Annotated in this window: 10 protein-coding genes; 2 read left to right on the top strand and 8 right to left on the bottom strand. The window is 42.5% G+C overall.

Translation table 11 applies throughout. From position 1 onward, the window contains the following. Positions 1 to 27: 27 nt before the first annotated feature. Both RMZ43_RS24225 and RMZ43_RS24220 read right to left on the bottom strand, forming a co-directional pair. Positions 28 to 384, bottom strand: coding sequence for a DUF4864 domain-containing protein (locus RMZ43_RS24225; RefSeq protein ID WP_322649393.1), 357 nt, complete (start codon positions 382 to 384; stop codon positions 28 to 30). A 66-nt stretch (positions 385 to 450) separates the two neighbouring features. After that, the gene (locus RMZ43_RS24220) at positions 451 to 1,506 is read right to left on the bottom strand and encodes an SGNH/GDSL hydrolase family protein (RefSeq protein WP_322649394.1); all 1,056 of its coding nucleotides are present in this window, start codon (positions 1,504 to 1,506) and stop codon (positions 451 to 453) included. A gap of 909 nt (positions 1,507 to 2,415) precedes the next feature. On the opposite strand from RMZ43_RS24220, the gene RMZ43_RS24215 reads away from it, so the two are divergent. Further along, entirely contained in the window at positions 2,416 to 2,628 is a 213-nt protein-coding gene (locus RMZ43_RS24215) for a hypothetical protein (protein ID WP_322649395.1), read from the top strand. Between the two features lie 58 nt (positions 2,629 to 2,686). Here the strand turns inward: RMZ43_RS24215 and RMZ43_RS24210 are convergent, their stop codons facing one another. The 6 genes from RMZ43_RS24210 to psaA all read right to left on the bottom strand — a co-directional run bounded on the left by RMZ43_RS24210 (position 2,687) and on the right by psaA (position 10,174). Then, positions 2,687 to 3,589 (bottom strand): DNA-methyltransferase, encoded by a 903-nt coding sequence (locus RMZ43_RS24210; protein WP_322649396.1) that lies wholly within the window; start codon positions 3,587 to 3,589, stop codon positions 2,687 to 2,689. Between the two features lie 167 nt (positions 3,590 to 3,756). Then, entirely contained in the window at positions 3,757 to 4,047 is a 291-nt protein-coding gene (locus RMZ43_RS24205; RefSeq protein ID WP_322649438.1) for a response regulator, read from the bottom strand. Positions 4,048 to 4,065: 18 nt separating this feature from the next. Next, positions 4,066 to 4,707, bottom strand: a complete 642-nt coding sequence (locus RMZ43_RS24200) for a sensor histidine kinase (protein ID WP_322649397.1) — start codon at positions 4,705 to 4,707, stop codon at positions 4,066 to 4,068. A 57-nt stretch (positions 4,708 to 4,764) separates the two neighbouring features. Further along, the gene (locus RMZ43_RS24195; protein ID WP_322653221.1) at positions 4,765 to 5,280 is read right to left on the bottom strand and encodes a PAS domain S-box protein; all 516 of its coding nucleotides are present in this window, start codon (positions 5,278 to 5,280) and stop codon (positions 4,765 to 4,767) included. A 282-nt stretch (positions 5,281 to 5,562) separates the two neighbouring features. Then, positions 5,563 to 7,788: a photosystem I core protein PsaB gene (psaB, locus tag RMZ43_RS24190; RefSeq protein ID WP_322649399.1), complete on the bottom strand. Its 2,226-nt coding sequence runs from the start codon at positions 7,786 to 7,788 to the stop codon at positions 5,563 to 5,565. A gap of 127 nt (positions 7,789 to 7,915) precedes the next feature. Continuing rightward, positions 7,916 to 10,174, bottom strand: coding sequence for a photosystem I core protein PsaA (gene psaA, locus RMZ43_RS24185; RefSeq protein ID WP_322649400.1), 2,259 nt, complete (start codon positions 10,172 to 10,174; stop codon positions 7,916 to 7,918). A gap of 544 nt (positions 10,175 to 10,718) precedes the next feature. Here psaA and RMZ43_RS24180 point away from each other — a divergent pair. Beyond that, positions 10,719 to 12,380, top strand: a complete 1,662-nt coding sequence (locus tag RMZ43_RS24180; RefSeq protein WP_322653278.1) for a hypothetical protein — start codon at positions 10,719 to 10,721, stop codon at positions 12,378 to 12,380. The last annotated feature ends 100 nt before the right edge of the window (positions 12,381 to 12,480 follow it).

Raw genomic sequence — 12,480 nt, 5'->3', positions numbered from 1 at the left:
TTGGTTGTATGAAGATATAATTTATACTTATTTGTTTTCTACGGAAACTAGAAAGCAACCGTTAATCTTCCAGGTATTATCTGGCTGTTTTTCCATAAAATATAAAGCCCTCAAGGGAACTCCATCAGGAGCTAGTAGTAACACTGGCTGAGTTATGTTTCCCTGAATCGTTGTTATCTTCTCAAAAAAGACAGAACGAGGACGGTATACTGCTGGATAACTTATCTTTACCATTTGGATAAAATATTCTGGGGTTCCAAATTGCGCCTGAATTGCCGGACTAGCGTAAGCAAAAGCACCTTGGGCATCATCTTTTTGAAAAGCTGCCAATTGATGTTCAATTAGAGAACGTATGGTGATGGCATCGTTATCAGTAACTTCCATAAATCTAAAAATTGCGTAGGCGCAGCCCGTCGTAGACATCGCTCCAAGTCTTGGCACGATGATCGCTCATTTCTCACGCTGAGTTAGCTTGTATTCTATCTGTTGTAGTGCCAATCGCCACACATCATAACCCTCTTGAGACAGGTGTAACCCATCTGTGGTCAACTCTGGGCGCAAATTGCCTTCCATATCCGTAAACCAGCTATAAATATTTAGATAATTAGCACCTTCTTGTTTGGCAATCTGGGTTAGTTGTGTGTTGATGTGACGAATGCGGCTATTGGAAAGTTTTGCTAGGCGAGTAGGCAAAATTGATTCGACAATAATTTGAGTTTTTGGGTGAGCCTGCCGTAAGCGACGGACAATTCGGCGATAATTACGCAAAATTGTGTCATCACTAGCGCCTTTTCGTAAGTCGTTAATCCCAGCCATGACGTAAATCACATCCGGCCGTGTTGCCGAAAATGCCCCCAATCTTTTTAAAACGCCACTGGAAGTATCTCCAGATATGCCTTGATTCAGCCATAGTTTACCAGTAGGTAGTTTTTCTCTAGGAAACCACATGCTCAAAGAATCGCCAACTAAGATACTTAGATGATTTGCACCTTGACCTTGAGCGATCGCTCTAGCTTCTAAAGCTAATAAACTTTTCCAGTCATCATAAGTTAATTGACGTTTTTTGATCGACTCCCACAATGATTGCAAATTATCACTATCTACGCGCGTATAAATCTGACCTGTTTTCAGAGCCGCCAATCTTTGGTAGTAAAGTTGATTCCCAGATGTTAATGATAAACCAGTTGCTTGGGAACTGGGGTTGAGTGATGACTCTGTTGGAGCTGGTAATTCCTGACTACTGATTTCTGGTAAACTCTTAATGTTTTTCTCACCTGCTGTTGGTTGCAAACTTTTTAGGGGTTGGAACCCTTGGCCGCTGAGTTCTGGTAAGGAGATATCAACGCTATTGATAATTTTTGCACTGACTATTGCCTGGGAACCCTGTTTTAAATTCCACAAGGGTCTAGAATTTTCTGGCAAGATAATCGACAAATGTGGAAGAGCCAATGCTGGTATTGCTAATACTGTTAACAAGCCTGCTGCCAACAGATAAGGGTCCCTCATTTGCTTTGTCTCTCCTCTACTCACTGCTTTTCCATCTCACAGCATTAGTTGCCTGTATTCAGGAAAATTTTACTTCGGTTAAGTTATTATTCTTATTTAAACTGTATAGTTCTGTAAAGCCTGTTAACGAGATTATATTTGAGAATTCACGATCTCTTTAAATTACGGTTTTCCTGGTGGTATACAAATTTTATTTGTGAGGAGAGTTGTACTGAAAGCCCTATTTTTACAAACCGACTATTTTTTATAACTCAGTTGGTATAAATATTGCAAGTGTTTACAAACTTGGCAATTAGTAGGAGTATCTCAGTCCAGAGGTTTTACCCTTTGCTATTACTAACATAATAAATAACCATTTGATTTCAGATTTAAAAATGTCAGCCAGTTGTGGCGATCGCATGATATTTTACTAGAACTAAAAGGATAGTTTTTCAATTTATCAGATGAAATTGAGTGTTGCAAATACATCAGTTCTCTAATCTAGAATTAGTTTAGATTAAAGATTCAATAGCTAGCATCAGACAAGGATCGATACTTAAATAAGTTTATGACCATTTTAGGTAATTTACAGCACAGTTAGAAGTTATGCCCCTAGACCCTCAAAAAGGTTTGGGATAGCTCTAGAGTTATTTTTAGTACTGTTAGACACTATACCCGTTATTCTGGGATAATAAAAGTTAAATTTATTTTCATTCAAAAGTAGGCTCTTACCTTTAATGCGATAATTAAGATTTTGATATAAATTGTCCAATTGTGGGACAGTACCCTGCACTCAGAAGCTTATTCTCTACATAGCTAATTTAAAATTAATGTTTACTTATTGAAGTATGAGTTGAAACACATTTAAATTAAGTTTTAGCTACAGAAAATAACTTCATGGAAGGTGCTAAGATTTAGGCTTAATCATTAGTGTTTTTCTTTTATTCCGTGGCTAGAGCTAGTACAGCGATTGGTGTGAGTCCCATTATTAAAGAGATTGTGCAAAAACAGGCACATTCAACACGTTTAACCCTGAAAGAAGTGATTCTCATGGGAATGTTAGCAATTGACAAACTAGATGATTCAGGTCGTCAAGAGTTAGCAGACCAAGTTCATCAAATGCAAGTGAATGGAGAAATTTAAGTAGTTATGAGTTGTAGATTTTAACTGTTCAGTCCTAAATATTTACTTAATATCTTCATTAAGTAAAACGATAACGGCTTCCCATTACATAATCCTCGTTAATTTCAAAAGATATCCATCGGCGTTGCAGAGTTTCAGCCACAAACCCGCTTGTGTTAGAACCTGCGAATGGATCTAAAACTATATCACCTTCATCAGTTAAGAATTTGATGAAGAACTCGGCGAATCCTTGAGGAAAACGTGCTGGATGGGGTCTAATTTCTGCTGCTTTACAGCGTCGTAAATAAGCACTATTCGATTCAGTATTAGCAATTTCTAGTAGATTTGGTGGAATTGCACCTTGGTTATCCTTTTGGAATTTATCCGAAATATCATGTCCACTAGGACGTATTTTAGCCTTATAGCCATTTTTGAGTAATTGTTTCATACTTTGGCTATAGGGCTTTAAAACTTTTCTGTTATCTGCTTTAGGATTGGGTGTCTTAGACAACCACCAAACTGTATTTACAGAATCTTTTACACGAATCCGCCTGATTGTTACCCACTCAGCAGGGGTTGGCAGTCGAGCCGGGTTATAGTGGTAAAATTCTTGAGCAAGAAAGAAACCTACTTCCTTACATAATCTGACTAAAAGTTCGTATTGGTAGATACTCCGCACGGGATTACCAGGTAGGTAAGCTCCACCTAAATCTAGTACGAATGAGCCATTATCTGCTAGTACTCTTTTAAATTGATAGGCAAAAGGTAGAAACCACTCGATATATTTTTCAGCAGTTTCGTTACCATATTCTTTTTTTCGTGTCAGAGCAAATGGAGGTGATGTGATAATTAAGTTAATACTATTATCATTAATGAATTCAATAAGTTTAAGGCTATCACCTAAATAGGCTGCTCCGTTCTGTTGGGTATAAGAAGGATTAAAAGTTATTTCTTTTGGTGAAGTTATTGGTTTTTCTTGCAAGATTATAAAGTTATCTGGGCTTTTTAGTTATAACTTATCTTGAGATTGGAAAAATATTTAATTTGAAAAATTATTTTTTTTAAAGCAGACGGAACACAGAGAAAAGCGCAAAGTAACGCAGAGGATATTTTATTTTAGAGTATTGGCTTTTGGGAGTTCAGATGCTATTAGGTTGGCTTTATAAGTTTGGCAATAACTTCTACTAATTGGGCAATATCTACTGGCTTGGGTAAGTGTGCTTGAAACCCTGCTGAGATTGCTTGTTGCTGGTCTAATTTTCCAGCATAAGCTGTCAGTGCGATCGCTGGAATTTGCCCTCCTTGCTCTGGTGGCAAACTTCTAATTTGTTGCAGCAACATATAGCCATCCATATCGGGCATTCCAATATCTAAGACTAATACATCCGGCTGAAAACTCAGCAAAGTTGGAACAACTTCAAATGGCGATCCTACAGCTATTACTTCTGCTCCATACTCTTAAAGGATAAAATCAGCTAATTCCTTAGAATCAACTTCGTCATCTACCACTAAGACTCGGATACCAGTTAAAATTAGGTGATTATCAAACTGTTTAATGTTTGTATTTGTTTGAGTCTGCGTTGCCATTAATGGCAGTCTGACGGTAAAAATACTACCTTGTCCTTCACCAAGGCTTTCTGCCCAGACTTGACCACCATGCAACTCTACCAGATGTTTGACAATTGCCAGCCCCATTCCCAATCCACCAAATTTTCTAGTAGTCTTGCTATCTGCTTGACGGAATTTATCAAACACGTAAGGTAAAAAGTCGTGGCTAATTCCTTGACCTGTGTCCGTGATTTGGATTTCGGCTTGTGTATCAACTTGCTTTAAACGAATTTCTACACGACCGCCAGCAGGTGTGAACTTGATAGCATTAAATAGTAAATTCCAAAATACTTGCTGTAAACGAGTGGAATCTCCCAAAATAAGGCATACATTCGGTGTTAAAACACTGTGCAATTGAATGTTTTTAGCTTGGGCTGTTAACTGAACACTCTCTAGCACTAACGAAATTATAGATACTAAATCTACAGAGTAAATATTCAGGCTGAGTTTACCTTGCAGAATTTGAGAAATATTTAAAAGGTCTTCTATCATCTGAGACAACAATTTTGCATTGCGCTCAATAATGACTACAGCTTCAGCTCTCTTTGACTAATTTAATTGGTGGTTAGTAAGTAGCCTACACCAACCGAGTATAGGATTAAGTGGCGATCGCAACTCATGAGATAAGATACTTAAAAATTCATCTTTGATTCGGTTAGCTGCTTCTGACTCTGCCCGTGCAGCTTGTTCCCGTTGTAGCAGTTGTTCGCGCTCTTGCTCTGTCTGCTTACGTGTCGTAATGTCCTCAATGATGCCATCAATTACCGTAATATTATTGTTAGTGGTCAAAGTCTGACTAATCCGCACCCAAATTTCATTGTCATCTGCTCGCTGTAAAAGTACTTCGTGTTCACGTGAATCTCCAGTTTGCTTAAGTTGTTGCAAAAGTTTGGCATAATTTTCTGCCTGAAAATAAGGTGCAAGGGTGTGGCTTTCTGGAATTTTAGTCAAGGAATTTATACCCAGTAGATGTAGAAATGCACCATTACTTTCTAAGAAAACATCATCTTCTGTCAGACGATAAACTCCTAAGTTTAATTGATTAAGCAGGGTTTGAAAGCGCAATTCTAGACCTTGAACTTGACGTTTAGTTGCAGCCCGTGAGATTGTTGAATAGCGATCGCTAATTGTTCTGTGATTTCACAAGCCATCTGCCGATTTTCGCTCGTTTTTTTCCCCTTTAACCTTTACCCTTTTCCCTTTCTTGCAAAAAGCACAAATGCCAAGAGGTCTATGCTTTAAGGTTATTAAAAAAGTAGAAAAATTAATCTAAAGTGAAAATACAAAAAAATCCCCCACCTTGCGGCAGGGGATTTTTATTACTTATCTACAAAACTCGCAGCTCAGTTAACCGAACTTACCAGCAGTAGAAGCAATCAAGAATGCAGCGTAAGTCAAGACATAGCCAACAGTGAAGTGAGCTAGACCAACTACACGACCTTGAACGATTGACAGAGCCACGGGCTTATCTTTCCAGCGAACTAGGTTAGCTAGAGGAGTACGTTCGTGTGCCCAAACAAGGGTTTCAATCAACTCTTGCCAGTAACCTCTCCAGGAGATTAAGAACATGAAGCCAGTAGCCCAAACTAAATGTCCAAACAAGAACATCCAAGCCCAGACAGATAGGTTATTCACGCCGTAAGGGTTGTAACCGTTAATCAACTGAGCAGAGTTAGCCCAAAGGTAATCGCGGAACCAGCCCATGAGATATGTAGAGTTCTCATTGAACTGAGCTACGTTGCCTTGCCAAACACCTAGATGCTTCCAATGCCAGTAGAAAGTAACCCAGCCAAGGGTATTAAGCATCCAGAATGCAGCTAAATAGAAGGAATCCCAAGCTGAGATGTCGCAAGTACCGCCACGACCGGGGCCATCGCAAGGGAAGGCATAGCCGAAGTCCTTTTTATCGGGCATCAGCTTAGAACCACGGGCATCCAAAGCACCTTTGACCAAGATCAAGGTGGTGGTGTGCAGACCTAAAGCGATCGCATGGTGTACCAAGAAGTCGCCAGGGCCAATTGTCAAGAACAGGGAGTTAGTACCAGCATTGATGGCATCTAACCAGCCTGGCAACCAAACGTTAGCGTAGTTGGGCCATGCTGTGTAAGCAATACTATCTGGGTTAGATAGTAAGGTGTCTAAACCGTACAGTACTTTACCGTTAGCAGCTTGGACGAATTGAGCAAACACTGGCTCAATCAGGATTTGCTTTTCAGGAGTACCGAAAGCAACCACTACATCGTTGTGAACATACAAGCTGAGGGTGTGGAAGCCTAAGAAAAGGGATACCCAGCTAAGGTGGGAGATAATCGCTTCTTTGTGCTTCAACACGCGCTCAAGGACGTTGCCTTTGTTTTGTTCTGGGTCGTAATCACGTACCCAGAATATTGCTCCGTGAGCAAAAGCACCAAGCATCAGGAATCCAGCAATATACTGGTGATGCGTATACAACGCTGCCTGGGTTGTGTAATCCTTCGCAATAAATGCGTAGGAAGGCATGGAGTACATGTGCTGCGCTACCAGGGAAGTGACAACACCTAACGCTGCTAAGTGCCATCCCAATTGGAAGTGCAGGGAGTTGTTATAGGTGTCGTAAATACCTTGGTGAGGTAGGTTAAACGGCCCTTCAACAGGAATACCGAAGAAATTCTTGGCATTCAAGGCTTCTTTGAGACTGTGACCAATCCCAAAGTTTGTCCGGTACATGTGACCAGCAACGATGAATAGAACTGCGATCGCTAGATGGTGATGAGCTATGTCAGTCAGCCACAAAGCTTCTGTCTGGGGATGGAAACCACCCAAGAAACTCAGAATTGCAGTTCCTGCACCTTGCGATGTCCCGAATATATGTCCAGGAGTATCAGGGTTTTGAGAGTAAACACCCCAGTTGCCTGTAAAGAATGGTGTCAAACCTGCTGGGTGGGGTGGGGTATTCAGGAAGTTATCCCAACCTACGTGCTGTCCGCGAGCTTCGGGGATAGCAACGTGAATTAAGTGACCAGCCCAAGCCAAAGAACTAACACCAAACAAACCTGCTAAGTGGTGGTTTAGGCGATGTTCCGCACTCTTAAACCATGCCAAGCTAGGACGGTACTTGGGCTGCAAGTGCAGCCAGCCAGCAAATAGCAATACAGCAGCGAATAATAGCAAGAAAACTGAACCGTTGTACAATTCGCTGTTATTCCGCATACCGATGGTATACCACCAGTGGTAGAGACCAGAGTAGGTAATGTTTACCGGATTGCTAGCGCCAGCTTGAGTAAAAGCTTCGATCGCTGGTTTACCAAAGTGAGGGTCCCAAATCGCGTGGGCGATGGGACGGATATGAAGGGGATCTTTAATCCACTGTTCAAAGTTACCTTGCCAGGCTACGTGGAACAGGAGGCTGGATGCCCACAGGAAGATGATTGCCAAGTGACCGAAGTGAGTTGCGAAAATCTTTTGGTAAAGATTTTCTTCCGTCATGCCATCATGGGTTTCAAAATCGTTGCCTGTAGCGATCGCATACCATATCCGACGAGTCGTCGGGTCCTGTGCGAGATCCTGGCTAAATTTCGGAAATTTCGTCGCCATAGGTTTAATAAATCCTCTGACCTTTAGCCATCAAATACCAGCCTCTAGAGTCCTGAGTTTTGAGTTCTAAGTTCCGAGTTTTTTCTCAGCACTTAGCACTCAGCACTCAGCACTCCATAACTGATTGCTACCCTACTGAAAGGATGTGTGCATGGAAGAACGCCCAAGTTGTGGCAATTCCTCCTAAGAGGTAGTGAGCTACCCCTACAGCCCGACCCTGAATAATGCTCAAAGCGCGAGGCTGAATGGATGGTGCTACCTTCAGTTTGTTATGCGCCCAAACAATGGACTCAATCAGTTCTTGCCAGTAGCCGCGACCACTGAACAGGAACATCAAGCTGAATGCCCAAACAAAGTGAGCGCCTAAGAACATGAGTCCATAAGCAGATAGCGCACTGCCGTATGAGTTGATGACTTGCGTAGCTTGCGCCCACAAGAAGTCTCGCAACCAACCGTTGATGGTGATGGCGCTTTGGGCAAAGTTACCACCGGTGATGTGAGTCACAGCACCATCTGCATCTACGGTTCCCCAGACATCTGATTGCATCTTCCAGCTGAAGTGGAAAATTGCAATGGATATTGTGTTGTACATCCAGAATAGTCCGAGGAACACATGGTCCCAACCAGATACTTGACAAGTACCGCCACGACCAGGACCATCGCAGGGGAAGCGGAAGCCCAAGTTTGCTTTGTCTGGAATCAGACGAGAGCTACGGGCAAACAGTACACCTTTGAGCAGAATTAGGACAGTAACGTGGATTTGGAATGCGTGAATATGGTGGATTAAGAAGTCCGCCGTACCCAAAGCAATGGGCATCATCGCAACTTTACCGCCTACAGCCAAAATCCCACCGCCGAAAGCATAGCTAACGGGTTCTAGCGCATTGGGAGCAGTGCCACCAGGAGCTAGGGTGTGGATATTTTGTACCCACTGGGCAAACACTGGCTGCAACTGTATTGCCGTATCAGAGAACATGTCTTGGGGACGTCCCAAGGCACGCATTGTATCGTTGTGAATGTAAAGTCCAAAGCTATGGAAGCCGAGGAAGATACACACCCAGTTAAGGTGAGAAATAATCGCATCTCGGTGACGAAGCACCCGATCCAGCAAGTTGTTTTGGTTCACAACTGGATCGTAATCCCGCACCATGAATATGGCAGCGTGAGCCGCACCGCCGACTATGCAGAATGCACCAATCCACATGTGGTGGGTGAAAATGCACAACTGTGTAGCATAATCAGTTGCCAAATATGGATAAGGGGGCATCGCGTACATGTGATGCGCGATGATGATGGTCAGCGAACCCAAGAAAGCTAGGTTAGTAGCCAACTGAGCGTGCCAGGATGAGGTCAGGTTTTCGTAGAGACCTTTGTGACCTTCACCGGTGAAAGGCCCTTTATGGTTTTCCAGAATCTCTTTAATGCTGTGACCAATACCCCAGTTGGTACGGTACTGGTGACCAGCAATGATAAAGATAACTGCGATCGCTAAGTGGTGATGAGCAATGTCAGTCATCCACAAGCCGCCTGTTACTGGGTTTAGACCGCCCTTGAAGGTGAGGAAGTCAGCATACTGACCCCAGTTCAAGGTGAAGAAAGGTGCTAAACCAGCAGCAAAGCTGGGATACAGCTCGGTCAACAAGTCTTTGTTCAATATGAACTCGTGGGGCAAGGGTATGTCTTTGAGAGCAACGCCTGCATCCAAAAGCTTGTTGGTCGGTGCGGATACGTGAATTATGTGACCTGCCCATCCCAAGGAACCACAACCTAGCAATATTTGCAGGTGGTGATTCAGCATTGACTCCACATTCTGGAACCATTCCAGTTTAGGAGCGCGTTTGTGGTAATGGAACCAGCCGGCAAATAATAACAAGCCTGCTAATACCAAGCCACCAATCGCAGTGCAGTAAAGCTGGAAGGAGTTTGTGATACCCCAGCCACGCCATACTTGGAACAAACCAGAGGTGATTTGAATACCGTGGAAACCACCGCCAACATCACCGTTTAAAATGTCTTGTCCAACAATGGGCCAAACGACTTGAGCACTTGGTCTAACGTTCAACGGGTCGCTTAACCAAGCTTCGTAGTTAGAAAACTTCGCGCCGTGGAAAATCATCCCGCTCAACCAAACCATTATTACGGCTAAGTGGCCGAAGTGGGCTGAGAATATCTTGCGGGATATATCTTCTAAATCGCTTGTATGTGTATCAAAATCATGGGCGAGTGCGTGCAGGTTCCAAATCCATGTGGTGGTTTTGGGGCCTCTGGCTAAGGATCTGTCGAAGTGTCCAGGTTGCGCCCATTTCTCGAATGAGGTTGGAACTGGGTCATTATCGACGATTACTCTTGCCTTTTTTTCCTCTCGCTCCGGAGGACTTATTGTCATTCGACCTCCTCTCTAGATAAGGAATGAGGAATCATGAATACCACAAAATTAACCATTACCGCAAAATCCAGAATTTTACTGAAGCTGCGATGAAGACCGATGTGGATTGTTGTTTCTCGTTGAATTATAGAGTCTTCACTTGTACTTTGTTGGAGATAGTTGGAGATATTTTAACAATAATTCAAACTTGCGGAAATATTGCTGGAATTCCTGCCTTAACTGCCTTTTAACTTCAAAGCCTTTGTCCAAAAGTCAATAGATTATCTATTTAATTTACAAAGAATAACAATTTGCAAATTTTATAGTTTGGCTGTATGAGGCGGTGTTTCAGCTTTGGCTGCTATTACTCATGAACATTTGTATCATATTTCCATTGTTGCAAGTAAAAAGCTGTAAAGAATATGACTCATTTGATAATTTCCTGAGATACACAAGAAAATTATGAGATTTGAGGCAGATTTCATCTTTTGGGCTATAGTTCCAGATGGACAGTTTGAGCCAAAATAATCTGTCAATTGTCGAAGACTATCACTGGGTGCAACGCATGAACTCGTGGCAGAAAAGGGTGTTAGAAAAACTCCTCCCTGAGAGGTTCCCCATTTTCAAGTGGGTAATGACATTGTTGCTGGTATTAAGCTTGACCAGTTGTGGCGATAAAATCAGTAGCCAAGAAGTATCTACTGACTATAGAGATAACCCTCCAGAGATTTCTCAAATTTCAAAGCAATTTTCGGAAGTTTCCCCACCATCTGTTATCCAAGAACTGCGGACAATTTTGGAAGTTTATCAGCCACAAGTGACAATTGTTACTCCACAAGCTGATGAAGTTCTCCAAGACAACAAAGCCACAGCCAGTTTTCAGGTTAAGGATCTACCAATATTTAAAGACCCACAATTACAACTAGGGCCCCATCTACACGTAATTCTGGATAACCAACCTTATATTCCTGTTTACGATCTGAATCAGCCCTTGGTTTTGCCAGACTTGTCTCCAGGTACTCATACCTTGCGCGTTTTTGCCTCCCGCCCTTGGCATGAAAGCTTTAAGAATGAAGGCGCTTATGCTCAAACAACATTTCACGTCTTCACCAAAACCGACGACAACAACCCAGATCCCAAGTTACCTCTGCTAACTTACAGCCGCCCTCAAAGTAGCTACAAAGCAGAACCAATCTTACTGGACTTTTACCTAACTAACGCTCCCCTGCACCTCGTTGGCAAAGAAAATCCTAACGACCAATTCAGTGATTGGCGCATCCGCACCACAATTAATGGTGAAAGCTTTATTTTTGATCGCTGGCAAGCAGTTTATCTTAAAGGCTTCCATCCAGGAAAAAACTGGATAAAACTAGAATTTCTTGATAATCAGGGAAATACTGTCAAAAATGCCTTTAATACCACAGTTAGATTGATTGACTACCAGCCAAAGGGTAAAGACACTTTGTCAAGAATTGTCAGAGGAGAAGTTACAGCAGATGAGGTGCGCGGCATTGTAGATCCAAATTATAGATTCACGCCTACACCGTCCGTTGAAAAAACACCCGAAATACAACCGAAGGTAGACAAACAGCCGATTCCCGAAACTGAAACTCCCAAAGAATCTGAAACAGAGCCAAACAAGCCAGAACAACCAAAATTGGAAGTTCCAACGGTACCATCTCCCACCTTATCCCCAACATCGCCAGAAATAATTACGCCAACATTAGAACCTCAGCCAGAGGTAACACCAACTCCTGAATCAACGCCGTTACCTGAAAAAGTTGTACCTCAGCCAAAAAAACCTAGATTTGGCGGATTTTTTAACCGTCAGGCTGGTAAAGTCCCCACCCCAAAAGCACCAGTTGAGACACCTCCTAGTTTGCCACCGACGCTACCAGAGATTATCGAGTCTCCTGCACCAGAAATAATTACGCCAACACCAGAACCACCGCCAGAGGTAACACCAACTCCTGAATCAACGCCGTTACCTGAAAAAGTTGTACCTCAGCCAACAAAATCTAGATTTGGCGGATTTTTCAACCGTCGGGCTGGTAAAGTCCCCACCCCAAAAGCACCAGTTGAGACACTTCCTAGTTTGCCACCGACGCTACCAGAGATTATCGAGTCTCCTGCACCAGAAATAATTACACCAACACCAGAACCACAGTCAGAGGTAACACCAACTCCTAAATCAACGCCGTTACCTGAAAAAATAGAAGTGAAATAACTCGTTTACTGTTGGGAGCAAAAAGTTGCAAAATTTTTAATTCCGCAGAACAACTAGGGAATTCTAAGTAAGGCTTGGTTTTTATTGCTTACTCAGGATT

Source organism: Nostoc sp. CmiVER01 (assembly GCF_034531135.2).
Taxonomy (GTDB): domain Bacteria; phylum Cyanobacteriota; class Cyanobacteriia; order Cyanobacteriales; family Nostocaceae; genus Nostoc.
The sequence above is the reverse complement of the archived record's forward strand: the minus strand, read 5'-3'. Positions and strand labels throughout refer to the sequence as shown.